Below are 17,687 nucleotides of genomic sequence, written 5' to 3'. Positions count from 1 at the left end.
GCACTGCACTGCAGGGCGGAGGAGGACTCGATGACGGAGCACGCGCACGCGGTCGGCGAGCGGATCGGACCGGGGAGCGTCTCGGTGACGCGGACGGGCCCGCGAACGTACGAGGGCCTGAACGAGCGCGGCTCGACCGTGCTCATCGGTCCCGCGGAGGCCCCGGGCCACTTCACCCCGGGCGAGCTGCTGAAACTCGCCCTGGCGGGCTGCGCGGGCATGAGCGCCGACTCGGTGGCCGCGCGCCGGCTCGGCGACGACGTCGCAATCACCGTATGGGCCCACGGCACCTCGAAGGACGACAACCGCTACCGCGAGATCGACGAGGAGATCGTCATCGACCTCTCCGCCCTCGAGCCCGAGGAGCGCGAGAAGCTCGCGTCGATCATGGCCCGCGCGATCGCGAAGGCGTGCACGGTCGCTCGGAGCGTCGAGGGTGCGATCGAGCTGCGGACCACCGTCGACGGCATCGAGATCTGACGCACCCGTCGGTGCTCGGTCACTCCCCCGTCTGCCCGGGACGCTCGCAGGCCTCGGCGCCCGCGGCGTTCGGGCCGACGATTCCCGCCGCGACGACCAGGGCCGCCATCGTGGCGACCGAGCCGAGCAGCAGCGCCGAACGGGGCCGGCGTGCGCCGGTGGGGCCGAATCGTGCGGGGTCCTCGATCCACCGCTTCGACGCGGCGGCCACGACGAACGCCGCGACCACGAGCAACGCCATGAGCCACGGCGGGCTCGGCACGCCGGTGATGAACGGCACGAACATGAAGATGGGCCAGTGCCAGAGGTAGAGGGAGTACGAGATGTCGCCGGTCCACTGCACCGGCGCGAGACCGGTCGCCCGCGCCGGCGACCACCGCACGGCAGGCATCCCCGCCCAGATCACCGCGAGCGCGCCGACGACCGGCATGAGGACGACGAGCCCGGGGAACACCTCCGGGGTGCGGAAGAGCACGATCGGGACGGCGATGAGCGCGAGCCCGAGCCATCCGACGACGGCCCGGAGCCGATCCCGCCCCGGTGAGGACGCCGGGACGAGGACGGCGAGGATGCCGCCCACTCCGAACTCCCAGACGCGCGTGAACGTCGAGAAGTAGGCGAGGTTGTGGTCCTGGGCGGTGAGGACCAGGTTCCACGCGAACGAGGCGATCGTCGCGAGGCCGAGCACGACGAGCAGGGCGCGCCGAGGGTCCCGCGACGTCCGCGCGGCGATCGCGATGGCCGCGATGATCAGCAGCGGCCACACGAGGTAGAACTGCTCCTCGACCGAGAGCGACCAGAAGTGCTGCACCGGCGTGGACGCGAGGTCGTCTCGCGTCGGGTCCTGGGAATCGGCCGCCAGCAGCCAGTTCTCGAAGTAGAGCGCGCTCGCGATGACCTCGCGGAAGTACGAGCGCCACTCGATCCTCGGCACGACGAGGTACGTCAGCACCGTGACGGCGACGAGCACCGCCATGGCCGCGGGCAGGATCCGCCGGGCGCGGCGCAGGTAGAAGTCCTTCAGCGAGATGCGCCCGGTGCGGGCGGACTCGCGCAGCAGGAGGGCCGTGATGAGGAAGCCCGAGACGACGAAGAACACGTCGACGCCCATGTAGCCGGCGGGTGCGACCGCGGGCCAGCCGTGGTGCAGCACGACGGCGCACACCGCGATCGCGCGGAGCGCCTGTATCTCGGGCCGCACGGCGGCACGCGTTCGGATCGACGGGGGAACCATCCGGTCAAGGCTAACCCGAGGTCTCCTCGACGAGGGATCCCCCACCCGCACCTGGACGTCGGTGCACCGCCGTGCGACCGGAACCACGAAGGGGCCGGGCCCGAAGGCCCGACCCCTTGCAGGTCGCGATCGCGAAGATTACTTGAGGATCTTCGTGACGGTACCGGCGCCGACCGTGCGGCCACCCTCGCGGATGGCGAAGCCGAGGCCCTCCTCCATGGCGATCGGCTGGATGAGCTCGACCGTCATGTCGGTGGTGTCGCCGGGCATGACCATCTCGGTGCCCTCGGGCAGCGTGATGACGCCGGTGACGTCGGTGGTGCGGAAGTAGAACTGCGGGCGGTAGTTCGCGTAGAACGGGTTGTGACGGCCGCCCTCGTCCTTCGAGAGGATGTAGGCGGTGCCCTCGAAGTTCGTGTGCGGGGTGACCGAGCCCGGGGCCACGACGACCTGGCCGCGCTCGACGTCCTCGCGCTTGGTGCCGCGGAGCAGGAGACCGCAGTTCTCGCCGGCCCATGCCTCGTCGAGCTGCTTGTGGAACATCTCGATGCCCGTGACCGTGGTCTTCTGCGTCGGGCGGATGCCGACGATCTCGACCTCGGAGTTGATCTTCAGCGTGCCGCGCTCGGCGCGACCCGTGACGACCGTGCCACGACCGGTGATGGTGAAGACGTCCTCGATCGGCATGAGGAACGGCTTGTCCTTGTCACGCACGGGGTCGGGGATCGACTCGTCGACGGCCTCCATGAGCTCGAGGACCGAGTTGACCCACTTCTCGTCGCCCTCGAGCGCCTTGAGGCCCGAGACGCGGACGACCGGGGCGTCGTCGCCGGGGAAGCCCTGCGACGAGAGCAGCTCGCGGACCTCGAGCTCGACGAGCTCCAGGATCTCCTCGTCGTCGACCATGTCGGCCTTGTTCAGCGCGACGAGCAGGTAGGGCACGCCGACCTGCTTGGCGAGCAGCACGTGCTCACGCGTCTGGGCCATCGGGCCGTCGGTCGCCGCGACCACGAGGATCGCGCCGTCCATCTGGGCGGCACCGGTGATCATGTTCTTGATGTAGTCGGCGTGACCCGGGGCGTCGACGTGCGCGTAGTGGCGCTTCGGCGTCTCGTACTCGACGTGCGAGATGTTGATCGTGATGCCGCGCTGGCGCTCCTCGGGAGCGGAGTCGATCGACGCGAAGTCGCGCTGCACGTTGGTGGCCGACGGGTACTTGTCGGCGAGCACCTTGGAGATCGCTGCGGTGAGCGTGGTCTTGCCGTGGTCGACGTGACCGATCGTTCCGATGTTGACGTGCGGCTTGGTCCGCTCGAACTTGGCCTTAGCCACTGTGGGTCCTCCTCAGGATCCGTGTAGCAGCACCGGGCGCCGGATTGCGACCGGTGTGCTACGGGGTTGTGTTGTTATGTTACGCGAACCTGTCGGTCCGTGCGTTCGGGCGCTATTCGCCCTTGTTCTTCTGGACGATCTCCTCGGCCACGGCCTTCGGGACCTCCGCGTAGCTCTCGAACTCCATCGAGTACACGGCGCGGCCCGAGGTCTTGGACCGCAGGTCGCCGATGTAGCCGAACATCTCCGAGAGCGGGACGTGCGCACGCACGACCTTCACGCCGGCGGCGTCCTCCATGGACTGGATCTGGCCGCGGCGCGAGTTCAGGTCGCCGATGACGTCGCCCATGTACTCCTCGGGAGTACGGACCTCGACGGCCATCAGCGGCTCGAGCAGGACGGGGTTCGCCTTCCGAGCGGCTTCCTTGAAGCCCATCGAGCCGGCGATCTTGAACGCCATCTCCGAGGAGTCGACGTCGTGGGCGGCACCGTCGGTGAGCGTCGCCTTGACGCCCACCATCGGGTAGCCGGCGAGGATGCCGACCTGCATGGCGTCCTGGAAGCCCGCGTCGACCGACGGGATGTACTCGCGCGGGACGCGGCCACCCGTGACGGCGTTCTCGAACTCGTAGGTCTTGTCGCCCTCGACCTCGAGCGGCTCGAGCTTGAACTGGATCTTCGCGAACTGGCCCGATCCACCCGTCTGCTTCTTGTGGGTGTAGTCGTGACGCTCCACCGTGCGGCGGATCGTCTCGCGGTAGGCCACCTGCGGCTTGCCGACGTTCGCCTCGACCTTGAACTCGCGCTTCATGCGGTCCACGAGGATGTCGAGGTGCAGCTCGCCCATGCCCTTGATGACCGTCTGGCCGGTCTCCTGGTTGAGCTCGGTGCGGAAGGTCGGGTCCTCCTCGGCGAGCTTCTGGATGGCCGTGCCGAGCTTCTCCTGGTCGGCCTTGGTCTTCGGCTCGATGGCGACCTCGATGACGGGCTCGGGGAAGGTCATCGACTCGAGGACGACCTGGTTGTCCGGGTCGCACAGGGTGTCGCCGGTCGTGGTGTCCTTGAGGCCGATGACGGCGTAGATGTTGCCCGCGGTGACCGAGTCGACCGGGTTCTCCTTGTTGGCGTGCATCTGGAAGATCTTCCCGATGCGCTCCTTCTTGCCCTTGGTCGAGTTGATGACCTGGGCACCGGAGTCGAGGCGGCCCGAGTAGACGCGGACGTAGGTGAGGCGACCGAAGAACGGGTGCACCGCGACCTTGAACGCGAGCGCCGAGAACGGCTCGGTCGCGTCGGCGTGGCGCTCGATGATCTTCTCCTCGTCGCGCACGTCGTGACCCTGCACGGCAGGCACGTCGAGCGGCGACGGCAGGTAGTCGATGACGGCGTCGAGCATGGGCTGCACGCCGCGGTTCTTGAACGCCGAGCCGCACAGCACGGGGTAGATCTCGGAGTTGACCGTCAGCTTGCGGATCGCGCCCTTGATCTCGTCGACCGTGAGCTCCTCGCCGCCGAAGAACTTCTCGAGCAGCTCGTCGCTGGTCTCGGCGACGGTCTCGAGCAGCTGCTGGCGGTACTCCTCGGCCTTGTCCTTCAGGTCGGCCGGGATCTCCTGGACCTCGTACTTGGCGCCCATGGTCACGTCGCCCTTGGCGTCGCCGGGCCACACGAGCGCGCGCATCTCGACCAGGTCGATGACGCCGACGAAGTCGTTCTCGGCGCCGATCGGGAGCTGCAGCACGAGCGGCTTCGCGCCGAGGCGCTTGACGATCGTGTCGACGGTGAAGTAGAAGTCGGCGCCGAGCTTGTCCATCTTGTTGACGAAGCAGATGCGCGGGACGTCGTACTTGTCGGCCTGGCGCCAGACGGTCTCGGACTGGGGCTCGACGCCCTCCTTGCCGTCGAAGACGGCGACCGCGCCGTCGAGCACGCGCAGCGAGCGCTCCACCTCGACGGTGAAGTCGACGTGGCCGGGCGTGTCGATGATGTTGATCTGGTTCTTGTTCCAGAAGCAGGTCACGGCGGCCGACGTGATCGTGATGCCGCGCTCCTTCTCCTGCTCCATCCAGTCGGTGGTCGACGCGCCGTCGTGCGTCTCGCCGATCTTGTGGTTGACGCCCGTGTAGAACAGGATGCGCTCGGTCGTGGTGGTCTTGCCGGCATCGATGTGCGCCATGATGCCGATGTTGCGGACCTTGTTCAGGTCGGTGAGCACGTCAAGTGCCACGGGGTTCCTCCGGATGTTCAGGAAGGGAAGGGTTGGGGGGCGAGCGGATGCCGCGTGGCCGCCGCGAGCGCGAGGCCCGCGGCATCCGCTCGGCCGACTACCAGCGGTAGTGGGCGAAGGCGCGGTTCGACTCGGCCATCTTGTGGGTGTCCTCGCGGCGCTTGACCGCGGCACCCAGGCCGTTCGAGGCGTCGAGGATCTCGTTGGTGAGACGCTCGGTCATGGTCTTCTCGCGGCGGGCCTTGGCGTAGCTGGTGAGCCAGCGGAGCGCCAGGGTGTTCGCGCGGTGGGGCTTGACCTCGACGGGGACCTGGTAGGTCGAGCCGCCGACGCGGCGCGACCGCACCTCGAGGGTGGGGCGCACGTTGTCGAGGGCCTTCTTCAGGACCGCGACGGCGTCCTGGCCGGACTTGTTCGCGACGTTCTCGAGCGCCTCGTAGACGATGCGCTGCGCGAGGTCCTTCTTGCCGTCGACGAGGATCTTGTTGACGAGCTGGCTGACGACCGGCGAGCCGTAGACGGGGTCTGCGACGACGGGGCGCTTCGGAGCGGGTCCCTTGCGAGGCATTACTTCTTCTCCATCTTCGCGCCGTAGCGGCTGCGAGCCTGCTTGCGGTTCTTCACGGCCTGCGTGTCGAGGGCGCCGCGGATGATCTTGTAACGGACACCCGGGAGGTCCTTCACACGACCGCCGCGGACGAGCACCATCGAGTGCTCCTGCAGGTTGTGGCCCTCACCGGGGATGTAGGCGGTGACCTCGGTGCCGTTCGAGAGCTTCACGCGGGCGACCTTGCGGAGCGCGGAGTTCGGCTTCTTCGGGGTGGTGGTGTACACACGCGTGCACACGCCGCGCTGCTGGGGGTTGGCCTTCAGGGCGGGAGCCTTGGTCTTGGTGACCTTCGGCGAGCGACCCTTGCGGACCAACTGCTGAATGGTTGGCACTGCTTCTCCTTGTTGGTGCTGCACGGTGACAGCGTTTGATGGATTTCACATCACGACCCACCGGCACCGCCGAGCGGCGGCGCCTTTTCAGTGGTGGGTATGCCGTGGGGGCGTTCCGGCCGGGGGCCGGCGCCCTGATGTGCGCCCTGTGAGAACCCGTTCCGCCCTCCGAGGATCCGGGGATCCGCGGGCACGGCACGAGCGCGCGGCAACGCGCACACCCGACCAATGGTAATCCGGCGTCACGATGCGGTCAAATGGCGCCTGCACGCCCTCGGCGAACGCCGGATGCCGTCGCTCGCGGGGTCAGCTGCTCCAGCCCGGCGCGTCGAGCTCGCGGTCGAGGTCGGCGAGCAGCTCCGCCACCTGCGGTTCGACGAGCCGCTCGACCGCGTTCGCGATGCGCTGGCGATGTCGTGCGAGCTCAGCGCAGATGCGCCGGCCGAGCTGCTTGGCGAACTCGTCTGCGAGGCGCACCTCCTCGCGGAGCGCCTCCTTCTCCTGCGGGGTGAACGGACGCGGCGCAGGCTCGGCGGCCTCGGCCGCGGCATCCGCCTCGAGGCCCTGCAGCGTGAAGAGGAACGGCTCGCCCGGGGTCGGATCGGGATCGAGCTCGAGCCCGAGGAACTCGGGATCCAGCCCCTCGCCGGCGCGGTAGGGACGCCGCGCCTTCCGCTCCTCCGCGAGCCGGATCTCGCGGTGCAGCATCGGCAGGTTCCGCGCCGTGTAGTCGTCGACGGCGACGTCGATGATGCCCTTCATGCGCATCGAGAAGGCGTGCTGCACGGGGTGCGGCACGTCGACGTCGAGCCCGGCCGCGGCGAGGATCGGCGAGCCGAAGCAGCGCGTGCAGAGGCGCACCCGACCCCGGTGCGTGCCCGGCCGCCAGCGCGGCAGCCACGCCAACCAGCGGTCGACCTCGTGGCTCACGCGGGCCTCGACCGATCCCTCCACGCGGTTCACCCTACTGCCGACGGCGTGTCGCGGCGCCCAAGCGGTGAACGGATGTCCGACGCCGGCGGGAGGTTCACCCGTCGTCGTCGCGCTCCCACGGCCACCTCGGCCGCTCCACCCCGCCCTCCTCTGCACGTACCGTCACGGCGGCGAGGAGCGCCACGAGCGCGCTCGCGAGCGGGACGATGAGGCCGAACCCGACCGACATGAACGACAGTGCGAAGAGGAATGCGGCGAGGATCGTCCCGGTGGATGCCGCGTAGGCGATCGTCCCCGCCACGACGCCCGCCGCCCATGTCGCGACCAACGCGAGGCCTGCGAGCGTCCAGGCGCGCACCCCTCGCGTGAGCCCGGCACCGAGCAGGAGCAGGAATGCGCCGACGGCGACGCCGATCGTGATCGGACCGACGAGTCGACCGGCGGCGGGATCGGGGATGGGCTCGAGGTCGGCGAGCAGGCTGACGAACCCGAACGCCGCGACGATCAGCGCGACGTCGAGCGCCGCCGCGAAGCCGGCGACGGCCCAGGCGGAGGTCGGGTTCGACGCCATCCTCCGAGCCTACGCCGGGTGGGCTGCGCTCGCCCGGCGACTCCGTTCAGCGCGCCCGGGCGAGGGCGGGGACGAGCGGGTCGCGGTCGGGCGCGCGCGCGGCCCGGGCCGCGCGCGCGATGGGGTCGTCGATGAGGAGCATCCCCGGCTCGTGCGGCGCCGCGGACGGGTCGACGAGCCCGCGCCGGGCGAGCACGCCGTAGGCCGCGACGATCTCGCCGCGGGCGCGGGCGACCGCGGCGGGGTCGGCCTGCTCGAGTGCCGCCGAGACCTGTTCACCGCACGCGCGCCGCACGCGAACGAGTTCGTCGCCGAACTCCTCGCGCACCTCGGCGGCGCGTGCCGCCTCGCGCTCCCGGGCGGATCGCGGGATGCGGAGGCGACGCACCGTCGTCGCGACGGCGAACACCACCAGCGCGAACCCGCTCGACGCGGCGACCGCGGCCGCGATCGCGGGCCCGCCGTCGGCCCGAGCGGCCTGGACGACCGTCGCGAGTGCGGCCGCCGCGCCGAAGCCGGCGACGATGCAGGCCATCGTCGCGTCGCCTGCGGTGACGGGCCGCCGACGCGACCACGGGACGACCACCGCCATCACCGCAGCCGCGACGACGAGCGCTGCGGCGGATGCGACGACCTCGAACTCCATCCCGAGACTGCCGCGACTGAAGAACAGCGCGTACGCGACCGCGACCGCGAGCGACGCCGCGAGGTGGCCGGCGGTCACGGCGCGATGCGGGCGGACCGCCGCCGCCACGCCCGGTTCTTCCCCGGCGAGACGGGAGAGCCGGTGCTCGCGCCAGCGCCCGAGGTCGCGGGCCGCGTGCACGCCGAGCGCGGCGAGCGCGTCGCGCACCTCGGGCAGCTCGGCGAGCGCGCGCCGATCGAGTTCGTCGCGACGGACGGCGAGCGCGGTCGCATCGGCGTGCCGGGCCCACTCCGCGGCGCTCGATCCGCTCATGCGACGAGCTTCAGCGAGCCGACGATCGCGTCGGCGTGCGCCTGCATGAGTCCGATCACGTCGCTGTGCGCCTCCTCGGCGAAGACGTACCCGGTCAGCCCGTCGAGCGGCAGGCCGTAGACGAGGCCAGCGAGCGGCGCTCCGTCGGCGGCGTCGCGGTCGCTCACGTACGCCACCCGCTGGCCACGGGGGACGAGCGCGGTCTCGAACGTCGCGACCGCCGGGTCGATCCGCGGCGTCGTGCCCGGGGGAAGCCAGGCCAGCGCACCCTCGCGCTCGTCGACCGGCCGCTCGACGAGCCCGACGTGGAGCACGCCGGTCGCGGGAACCGACTCGGGACGGAAGAAGAGCGAGGTGATCCCGCCCGTGCGTCGGCGGTTCAGCGCCTCGCGGGCCGCCGCCTCGAACGCGTCGACGTGGGCGCCGAACGGCCCGTCGGCGACCCGCATGCGCTGGTCGGCGACCCAGACGTCGTCGGCGGCGGCATCCGCTTCGGGCATGACGGCCCACACGCGCTCGTCGTACGAGATCTCGAATCGCATCAGGCGCCGCTCCAGCGGAAGGTGGACAGGATCGCATCCGCGAGCAGGCCGAACTCCTCGGCGCTCTCCTCGTCGAGCCGCTCGCCGCCCGCGGCGAGCGGGACCACGGCGGTGAAGACGAGCGCCTCGCGGCGCCCGGTGCCGGGGATCGCGACGAGGTAGTCGAACGAGCGCGTGCGGAGCGCACCGCCGTCGATCCGGTGCGACGAGTCCGAGGTCCAGCGCATGAGGACGCGGGCGTCGTCGAGCGGTGCGGCGCCGCGCGTGCGCACGAGCTCGGCGACCTGCGCGTCGAGCGTGGCGCCCGCCGGAGCGCAGACCCGCGCCGCCGTGATCGCGAGGGGAAGCATCCGCTCGGCGGGTACGGATCGCTGGTACACGAGCCGCACGGGATCTCGGCGGAGGAACTCGTCGGAGGCACGTCGGACGAGGGCACGGAACCTGGCGTCGAGGTCCGGGCGGTGCTCGGCCCGCATCCGCTCCGAGACCGAGCCGAGGAGCTCGTCGAAGCGCTCCCGGGTCGGCTCGACCGAGACCCACCCCGGCGGAAGCAGGAGCACGAACGGCGGGACCGGCGTGCGGGTGGAGCCGGTGAGTTCATCGCGCAGGCTCATCGCCACGAGTCCACCAGCCGATCCTCGGCCGACTGGGCGACCTCGCCCGTGATGAAGTCGGTGATCTGGATGCCCTGTGCCCAGGGCTGCTTCGAGCCGGCCACGAGGTCGACGATGCCCGCGGCGCCGGAGTCGAAGGACTCCGCGACCGAATCCCCGACGCCCCACAACCGGCCGAGGAAGATGTCCGAGCTGTTCGAGAGCTGCGCGGTCTCCATGACGTAGCGCCAGCCCTCCCCGGTCTCGCGGAGCATCTGGCTGACGACGGAGGTCTGCACCCACGGGACGAGGTTGTCACCGGCGTTCCAGGCGTCGGCGGCGTTGCGGCTGATCGTGCCGAGGTGCGTGCGCAGGGCGCTGACGTCGTCGACGCCGAGGAAGAGCCCGACCGGCTTCCCGATCCGTGCGAGCGCACTGCCCTCGCCGGCCGCCGCGAAGATCCGGCCGAGCTTGCCGAACGGGATGACCCCGACGATCGCGAGGCCGAGGTCCATCCCGTTCTTCCGCCCCTTCGCGTAGAGCACGATCGTCGCGGCGAGCGTGATGAGTGCGGCGGCGGTGGCGAGGATCGCGACGAGCGGCCCGCCGACGATCAGCGCGGCGACGAACAGCACGACCCCGACGACCTCGAGCACCTCCACGATGAAGTCGAGCACCGGGAGCGCGTCGTCCCAGAAGCCGTCCTCGACGCCGTCGTCGTTGGCCCCCTCGAGACCGCTGAGCGCGGTGTCGTACGCGGCGTCCCACGTGTCGTAGAAGCCGTCGAACCGTGCGGCGGCCTCCCGCCACTCCTGCTCGGCCGTCTCGAGCGCGCCATCCGCGGCGGCCTGCGCCTCGTCGCGCGCCGACGTCGCGCCGTCGGGGTCGGCCGGGGTGTCGTCGGCGTCGTCCACCGCGGTGGCGCGGGTCCGCACCGACTCCCACAGCTCCTCGCAATGTCGCACGGCCGCGTTCAACGAGAACTGCACCTCGTCGACGGCCTCGCCGTACCTGCGGAGCGCCGTTCCGCTCGGCGAGTAGCGCAGGCCCGCCGTCCGGAGGTCGGCGTGCACCTCCTCGGCCTGGTCGCGGACGGCGTCGAGCGATTCGCCCCGGCCGACCTGGCCGTCGGCGAGCAGGCGGAGCGTGTTCGCGGCCTTCTGCATCCGCAGGCCGAGTTCCTCGATCGCCGTGCCGCGCTCGATGATGACCGAGGCGTCCCCCTCGAGCCGCTCGATCTCGCGCCCCTTGGGCGAATCCGGCATGAAGCGGTGGAAGTACGCGCTGTTCCCCATCGTCAGGCCGTCACTTCGTCTCGAGCTGGGCGGCGAGGTCGCGGTCGAGCGACGCCCAGCCGTCCTTCACTGCCTCGACGCGCTGCTGCAGCTCGACGAGGTGCCCCTTGAGCGTCTCGCGCTTGTCGTCCCACGCGCCTTCGAACTCGTCGGCGGCATCGCGCAGGCCGGATCGGCCCATCGGTCGTCGGATGGCCTCGACGAGGCGGCCGGTGCGCCCGCCGGCCTCGTCGAACTCGACGACGATGTCCTTCAGGGCCTGGTCCAGCTCCTGCATCGAGGACAGCGGAATCTCGACTCCGTCTCCCACGGTGTGCTCCTCACGGACGGTCTCGGGTATCGGATGCGACGCCGCGCGGCGACCGGGCTCGAGCCGCGGCCGCCGCGCAACGGAGGTCAGCGACCGGCGAGCTGCTGGTCGAGGTCCTGGATCGCCTGCATCATGCCGCGGAGGGCCTCGCCCATCTCGCCGATGCCGTCGACGGCGTTCTTCAGGCCCGTGGTGAGCTCCTCGTAGCCCTGGCCGAACTTGCCGGAGGCGTGCTGGGTCTTGAAGTCGTTGCCGAGCAGGTTGTCGACGGAGCTCTTCAGCTGGTCGAGCTGGGACTGGATGTCGTCGCGCGCGTCCGACAGCTTGCTCGCCATCGCCTCCATCTCGCCGTACGAGGCGCCGAAGTCTGCAGCCATGGTGGAACCTTTCCTTCGTTCGGGATCTGCCCGCGACCGCGAGCCGGTGTCGATCAGACTACGGATGCCGCGGGCGAGGGCCCATGGGGAGCACTCCCCACCGGCCCGAACGGCCTGCGAACGCGCACCGCGGTCATCCGACGAGCGGCATCTGCACCGTCGTGATGCGGCCGTTCTGCACGAAGATCCCGCGGCCCTCAGGGAAGTCCGAGCGCTTGACCTTCGGGAACGGGGTCTTGAACACCGAGTCCCCGTCGTACGCATCGGGCTTCAGCGCGACGCCGCGGCGCCCGGCCTTGAAGTCGCCGACGAATCCGAATCCGCTCGAGAGGTTCGCCACGTCGGCGTCGCCGACGAGGAAGTGCTCGCTGCGGTTCACGGCCTGGAAGAGCTCCTTGAGCGGCCGCTCGGCGTCGGAGTCGGCGAACTGCGTGACGTTCTCGACGGCGATGAGGTAGCGACCGGGCACCGTCGGGTCGCCGATGACCTCGATGAGCTCGCGCGCCAGCGCCGTGACGTCCTCGACGCTCGTCGCGCTCCGCATCCAGTCGGCGTGGCCGGTGAGCGCCGCCCGGCGCCCGGCCATGTGGAACAGTCGCACGTCCGGATCGTGGCGGCGCACGGCGTCGATGACGGCGCGCATCGCGGTCGTCTTGCCGCTCTGCGGCGGACCGGTGATCGCGAACGTGCCGACGGGTTCGAAGCCGATCGGCGCGAGCGTGTCGTCCGAGAGGCCGAGCGCGGGCTCGCCCCGGACCTCGCTCGGCAGCTCGTGGGATCCGAACGATGCCGGCAGCGAGCCGACCGGGGCGACCTCGGCCGCGCCGCCCGCCCGCAGCCGGTCGGCGAGCGCTTCGAGCGCCCTGGTCTGCTCCGCGACGTTCGCCGTGCCGCCGAGCACGGCGACCTGGGTCTCGAGGCCGTCGACGATCGCGCGTCCCGGGGCCGACCGCTCGTCGAGCACGTCCTTCGGCACGCCGAGCACCTGGTACCCGCCCTCGTCCGAGAGTCGCAGGACGATGCGCTTGGTGACGTTGGCGCTCACCGCGGTCGGCACGGCGCCGGAGCGGTCGGCCGTCGCGACGACGTGCACGCCGAGCGGGCGCCCCTCGGCGAGCAGCCGCACGACGATGTCGTAGAACGGCATGCGGACGGTGGTCGAGTCCCAGTCCGCCTTGAACTGCGCGAAGCCGTCGATGACGAGCAGCACGCGCGGTTCGCGGATGCCGGTGAGCTCGCGGTACTCGGTGAGGCTCGCCGCGTTCGCGGCACTGAACGCCCGCCCGCGTCGGTCGAGCACGTCGTCGAGGGTTCGCAGCAGGCGCTGGATGCGCTCGGGGTCGTCGCCCGCGATGACGGAGCCGACGTGGGGCAGCGCCTCGAGCGAGCGGAGCGCACCCGAACCGAAGTCGAGGCCGTACACCTCGGCCGCGCCGAGGTCGGGGCGGAGGCCGATCGAGATCGCGAGGCTGCGCAGCAGGGTCGACTTGCCGGAACCGCTCGTTCCGTAGACGAGCATCGCGCCGTCGCGGTCGGGCACGAACGCCATGGGCGACTGCAGCTGGCGCTCGGGCACGTCGGCCAGGCCGAACACGACCTCCCCATCGCCCATCGCCGGCAGGTCCTCCACCGCGACCGTCGTCGCCAGGTCGTCGAGCCACGGCCGTCGAGGCGCCGGGATGCCCGCGGCCGTCGCCGCACGGATGAACGCGTCGACCATTCGCTTCTGGTCGTTCGGGCCGGGATCGCCCAGGTGGACGTCGTCGTCGGCGACCCCCTCGCGCTCCCACACGACCGTGGAACCGAAGCGCAGCTCCGCGAGGCGCACGTCCGCGGCCTCCGGCGCGTCGCTGGTCCATCCGCCCGTGTACGCCGACTGGAACGGCACGAGACGCCCGGGGCCGGTCTTGGCGATGCCGCGCCCGGGGATTCCGGGGTCGAACCCGGCCGCGACCGCATCGCCGACGACGTCGCGCGAGTCCGACTCGTCGGCCATCCGCAGGGCGACGCGCAGGTTGGTGTTGGCGCGAAGGTTGTCCTTGATGACGCCGGCCGGGCGCTGCGTCGCCATGATGAGGTGGATGCCGAGCGAGCGCCCGCGCTGCGCGATGTCGACGACCCCGTCGACGAACTCGGGCACGTCGCCCGCGAGGGCCGCGAACTCGTCGATCACGATGACGAGCGCGGGCGGGGTCTCCGGGTCCTGCCGCTTCTCGAGCTCGAGGAGGTCCTTCGCCTTCTTGCGGTTGAACAGGTGCTCGCGGTGGTGCAGTTCGGCGCGCAGGCTCGTCAGTGCGCGGCGGACCAGGTGCGGACTGAGGTCGGTCACGAGGCCCACGCAGTGCGGCAGCTCGACGCAGTCGGCGAAGGCCGAGCCGCCCTTGTAGTCGACGAAGAGGAACGTGACGCGGTCGGGACTGTACTCGGCCGCCATCCCGAGCACCCACGCCTGCAGGAACTCGGACTTGCCGGCGCCCGTCGTGCCGCCCACGAGCGCGTGGGGGCCCTGCGTCCGCAGGTCGAGGGTCATGGCATCCGGGCTGCCCTGGCCGACGAACGCCTTCAGCGTCCCGGCGCGCTTCAGGCGGGGCAGCTTCGCCCCGGAGCGGTCGAGGACCGACGCATTCTGCCGCCAGCGTTCGACGACGCCCTCCGCGTCCTGCGCCATCTCGCTCCCGATGAGCGAGAGCATCGAGACGCTCCGCGGCAGGTCGCTGGAGTCCTCGACGACGGTGCTCGCGTCGACGACCGGCGCGAGGCGGCGCGCGAACACCTCGGCGTAGCGGAGCGACACGCCCTCGACCGCGACGTCGGCGTACTCGACGCCCGAGCGCACGACGCCGATGCGCGCGCGGTCGAGCCCGCCGGTCACGTCGACGAACGTGCGGCACGCCGCAGGGAGCGACTCGACCGTGGGCGCGACGAAGACCGCGTGGATGCCGACCTCGGCGCCGCGCTCGATGAGCTGGACGAGGCGAGGGCGATCCACTGGCGCGTCGGCCGAGACGACCAGGATGAGCGCCGAGTCGGGCCGGGCCTCCTCGCGGACGCCGCCCGGCGTGCCGATGCGGGAGCCGCGCGCCATCGAGCCGTCCTCGTCGGAGAGCGGGCCGCGGCGGACGGGCGCCGCCGACAGTCGCTGCAGGATCAGCTCCTCGAGCGCGCTCAGGAGGGTCGCGCCCGCCGATGGGCTGTCGGCCAGGGCGGCGCCGGCGACGGGGTTCCGCTCCCCCGACGTGTGCGGCAGCCACTTCAGCCAGTCGAGCTCGCGGCTCCAGGCGGGGTCGACGATCGCGGCGGCCACGACGTCGTTCGGCGCGTGCAGGCCGAACACCTGCACGGCGATGCCGCGCAGCGCGTCCGCCGCGAGGTCGCCGGGGCCGGCGATGCCGAGGGCGCCCGAGCTCGGCAGCAGTTCCATGACGGGCACGTCGTCGATGTCGCGGTACCGCTCGCGCAGGGTGTCGACCTGCTTCGCGTACGCCGGGATGCCGTCGTTCGCCCCCTCGGACTCGCGGATCGAGTTCCGGCTCCGGGCACGGCCGACCCCGAGTCGGAGGGCGAGGAAGTTCCAGTGCTCCGGACGGCGCGTCCAGAGCATGGGGCCGAGGCGCATCGCCTGCTCGTAGACGGTCGCCACCGGAGGGGTCTCGTCGTGCCGACGCTCGCGCTCGACGTGCCGTTCGCGCTCGAGCGTCTCCTCCAGGACCTCCAACTGCACCTCGAAGGTCTCGACCTCCCGCTGCAGCTTCCTGCCGCTGCCCATGCGCTGGCCGAGGAAGTTGGCGAGCAGCATCACCGGCGTCAGCACGACGATGAGGAGGGACGCCGGCCGCTGCGTGATCGCGAAGATGCCCAGGCCCATGAGCACGGGCGAGGCGATCATCGGCCACGGGAAGAGGCGCGGCGTCTCCTCGCTCGGCACGCGCGGCTCGGGGTGCGCCGTGCCCGGATAGCGGGCCTCGACGCGGGGCGACCGGTTGAACATGAGCGCGCCGCCGCGCTCGAGGATCGGATCGGTCGCGGCATCCGTGCCGGCGACGGCACTGAACGAGACGACCGTGTCGCCGATCGTGACGCGGACGCCCGGCAGGGCGCGCACGCGCGCGACGTGGCCGCCGTCGACGAGCAGCCCGTTGGCCGAGTTCAGGTCGACGAGCTCGACCGCCTGATCGACCTCGACGCGCGCGTGCCGCTTCGACACGAGCGGGTCGGCGAGCACGACGTCGGCGTCCGCCGCACGGCCGATCACGCCGTGGCCGCGGCGGAGCGGGAACTCGCGCCCCGCATCCGGCCCCGAGTGGACGTGCATGACCGCGACGGGAGCGTCGGCGACGGACGATCGCGCGGCCGGCGAGACCACCGCGGCGTTGAACCCCGAACCGATCGGGGCGTCGGCGGCGAGCGTGTCCGGGTCGAGCACGACCGGCTCCGACGACGTCGGCGGCGCGACCGCGAGCGTGAGCAGCCCGGGATGCGACGGCAGGTGCGCCGAGGCGGGATCGGTGTCGGCGACCGCCCGTGCGAGGTCGCCGACCGTCGAGGTCGCGTCGGCGGTGACGACGACGTCGACGCCGGCACCCGACTGCCGCCGCAGCCCGAGCTTGAGCCTCACGCGCCGACCGCCTCGATGCGGAACTCCAGGCCGCCCAGTCGGACCGCCGAACCCGGCGGCACGCTCTGGGCCACGCCGGGCTCGAGGCCGCGTTCGGCGCCGGTCGCGTCGACGAACGACGTCCCGTTGCTCGACCAGCGGTCCGTCACGCGGATGCCCCTGGCGTCGACCTCGACGGCCGCGTGCGTCTTCGACAGCCCCATGCTCGGGTCGACGAGCGCGATGAGCGCGGCATCGACGGGGTCGGCATCGCTCCGCGCGGGACCGCGGCCGAGCAGCGTGGTGCCGGATGCCGCGATCCGCGCGCCGTCGGTGAACACGAGCGTGACGGCGGGCCCGGGTGCCGGCGGCGCCGACGGCGTCTCGCGCGACGGCGGGGTCCCGAGCGGCGGCGGGGTCCAGCCACCCGCGCCGGCCTGCGGCGCGGCCGCGGCCGGAGGCGGCGCCGCGACGACGCCGGCGCTCGACCGCGCCGACGGGATGAACGTGCGCTCGTCGAGGCCGCGTTCGGAGGCGAGCGACGGCAGGCTCGCGCGCGGCGCGAGCGGCTCGGCCTCGACCTGCCGCCGCGCGTGCCGCAACGCCTTCGCGTCGAACGGATCGAGGCCGCGTCGGGCGTCCACGACGAAGCAGCGGCCGACGCGGTCCAGCCAACTGCGGCCGCGGCCGTCCGGATCCCACAGGCCCGAACCGAAGCAGATCGCCGGCCCGGCGAACGGGAGGACGCCCTGGGACAGCCAGAGCACCAGTGCACGGAGCACGACCCTCCAGAACCCGGGTCGTTCGAAGGTGGCGACGTTCACCGAACGCAGGCCGAGCGAGGCCTTGCCGATCGTGACGCCCCTCCGGCCGTGGAGCGCGAGCTGCACGATGCCGAGCAGGCCGACGAGGAGCTGCCCCGCGCCGAGGAGGACCAGCGGGCCGACGAACGCTGAGGCATCCGCCGTCGTCGGGGTCGCCCCGCCGTTCGCCGACAGCGCGACGACGAGCTGCGCCCACCCGATGGCCGCGGGCACCGCGACCAGCGCCAACACCGCCGCATCGATCGTGAACGCCGCGGACCGCCGGCCGTTCGGAGCGGGCACGAGCCCCAGCGCCGCCGCGTACGCGGGATCGGGCCGACCGTCGGGACCGGTGCCGGGGACTGGCTCGGCGGTCTGCATCGTGATGCTCAACAGCGCTCCTCGGGTGTGCAGGGTCAGGGAGCCACCCAAGCAGGCCGGGTGCGCCACGTCGATGGGGAGCGCTCACCATGCGCGCAACCCCAGACGAGGGTAC

16 protein-coding genes are annotated in these 17,687 nt (G+C 71.7%); 1 reads left to right on the top strand and 15 read right to left on the bottom strand.

Translation table 11 applies throughout. The annotated features are described in order from the left end of the window. Window positions 1-30 precede the first annotated feature (30 nt). On the top strand, window positions 31-480 hold the full coding sequence (locus tag ACSJD1_RS04335; RefSeq protein WP_438854070.1) for an OsmC family protein: 450 nt from the start codon (window positions 31-33) through the stop codon (window positions 478-480). 19 nt (window positions 481-499) lie between these two features. Here the strand turns inward: ACSJD1_RS04335 and ACSJD1_RS04330 are convergent, their stop codons facing one another. From ACSJD1_RS04330 to ACSJD1_RS04260, 15 genes are all read right to left on the bottom strand, one after another. Then, complete coding sequence (locus tag ACSJD1_RS04330) at window positions 500-1,714, bottom strand: acyltransferase family protein (RefSeq protein ID WP_438854069.1); 1,215 nt, start codon at window positions 1,712-1,714, stop codon at window positions 500-502. A gap of 138 nt (window positions 1,715-1,852) precedes the next feature. Beyond that, a complete protein-coding gene (tuf, locus tag ACSJD1_RS04325) occupies window positions 1,853-3,046 on the bottom strand; it encodes an elongation factor Tu (RefSeq protein ID WP_438854068.1) in 1,194 nt (397 codons plus the stop codon). 112 nt (window positions 3,047-3,158) lie between these two features. Further along, the gene (gene fusA / locus ACSJD1_RS04320) at window positions 3,159-5,273 is read right to left on the bottom strand and encodes an elongation factor G (protein ID WP_438854067.1); all 2,115 of its coding nucleotides are present in this window, start codon (window positions 5,271-5,273) and stop codon (window positions 3,159-3,161) included. 97 nt (window positions 5,274-5,370) lie between these two features. Next, the gene (gene rpsG, locus ACSJD1_RS04315) at window positions 5,371-5,841 is read right to left on the bottom strand and encodes a 30S ribosomal protein S7 (RefSeq protein ID WP_067948599.1); all 471 of its coding nucleotides are present in this window, start codon (window positions 5,839-5,841) and stop codon (window positions 5,371-5,373) included. Then, entirely contained in the window at window positions 5,841-6,215 is a 375-nt protein-coding gene (rpsL, locus tag ACSJD1_RS04310) for a 30S ribosomal protein S12 (protein ID WP_022889720.1), read from the bottom strand. The genes rpsG and rpsL overlap by 1 nt, the downstream gene beginning before the upstream one ends. 306 nt (window positions 6,216-6,521) lie before the next feature. Beyond that, the gene (locus ACSJD1_RS04305; protein WP_438854066.1) at window positions 6,522-7,169 is read right to left on the bottom strand and encodes a spermidine/putrescine ABC transporter substrate-binding protein; all 648 of its coding nucleotides are present in this window, start codon (window positions 7,167-7,169) and stop codon (window positions 6,522-6,524) included. A 73-nt stretch (window positions 7,170-7,242) separates the two neighbouring features. Beyond that, a complete protein-coding gene (locus ACSJD1_RS04300; RefSeq protein ID WP_438854065.1) occupies window positions 7,243-7,719 on the bottom strand; it encodes a hypothetical protein in 477 nt (158 codons plus the stop codon). A gap of 46 nt (window positions 7,720-7,765) precedes the next feature. Beyond that, on the bottom strand, window positions 7,766-8,677 hold the full coding sequence (locus ACSJD1_RS04295; RefSeq protein WP_438854064.1) for a hypothetical protein: 912 nt from the start codon (window positions 8,675-8,677) through the stop codon (window positions 7,766-7,768). Further along, complete coding sequence (locus tag ACSJD1_RS04290) at window positions 8,674-9,219, bottom strand: hypothetical protein (protein WP_438854063.1); 546 nt, start codon at window positions 9,217-9,219, stop codon at window positions 8,674-8,676. The genes ACSJD1_RS04295 and ACSJD1_RS04290 overlap by 4 nt, the downstream gene beginning before the upstream one ends. Further along, complete coding sequence (locus tag ACSJD1_RS04285; protein WP_438854062.1) at window positions 9,219-9,833, bottom strand: hypothetical protein; 615 nt, start codon at window positions 9,831-9,833, stop codon at window positions 9,219-9,221. The genes ACSJD1_RS04290 and ACSJD1_RS04285 overlap by 1 nt, the downstream gene beginning before the upstream one ends. Then, window positions 9,830-11,107 carry a hypothetical protein gene (locus tag ACSJD1_RS04280; protein WP_438854061.1) on the bottom strand — a complete coding sequence of 426 codons (1,278 nt, stop codon included), beginning with the start codon at window positions 11,105-11,107 and terminating at the stop codon, window positions 9,830-9,832. Before ACSJD1_RS04280 ends, ACSJD1_RS04285 begins: the two co-directional genes overlap by 4 nt. A 10-nt stretch (window positions 11,108-11,117) precedes the next feature. After that, complete coding sequence (locus tag ACSJD1_RS04275; protein ID WP_438854060.1) at window positions 11,118-11,417, bottom strand: hypothetical protein; 300 nt, start codon at window positions 11,415-11,417, stop codon at window positions 11,118-11,120. Window positions 11,418-11,503: 86 nt separating this feature from the next. After that, a complete protein-coding gene (locus tag ACSJD1_RS04270; protein ID WP_400996246.1) occupies window positions 11,504-11,794 on the bottom strand; it encodes a WXG100 family type VII secretion target in 291 nt (96 codons plus the stop codon). Window positions 11,795-11,927: 133 nt separating this feature from the next. Next, on the bottom strand, window positions 11,928-16,409 hold the full coding sequence (locus ACSJD1_RS04265; protein WP_438854059.1) for an FtsK/SpoIIIE domain-containing protein: 4,482 nt from the start codon (window positions 16,407-16,409) through the stop codon (window positions 11,928-11,930). Further along, a complete protein-coding gene (locus ACSJD1_RS04260) occupies window positions 16,406-17,584 on the bottom strand; it encodes an RDD family protein (protein ID WP_438854058.1) in 1,179 nt (392 codons plus the stop codon). The genes ACSJD1_RS04265 and ACSJD1_RS04260 overlap by 4 nt, the downstream gene beginning before the upstream one ends. Window positions 17,585-17,687: the final 103 nt, after the last annotated feature.

The sequence above is a fragment of the Agromyces excoecariae genome, assembly GCF_051715505.1.
Classification (GTDB): Bacteria; Actinomycetota; Actinomycetes; order Actinomycetales; family Microbacteriaceae; genus Agromyces.
This window is presented reverse-complemented; position numbering and strand designations above follow the sequence as displayed.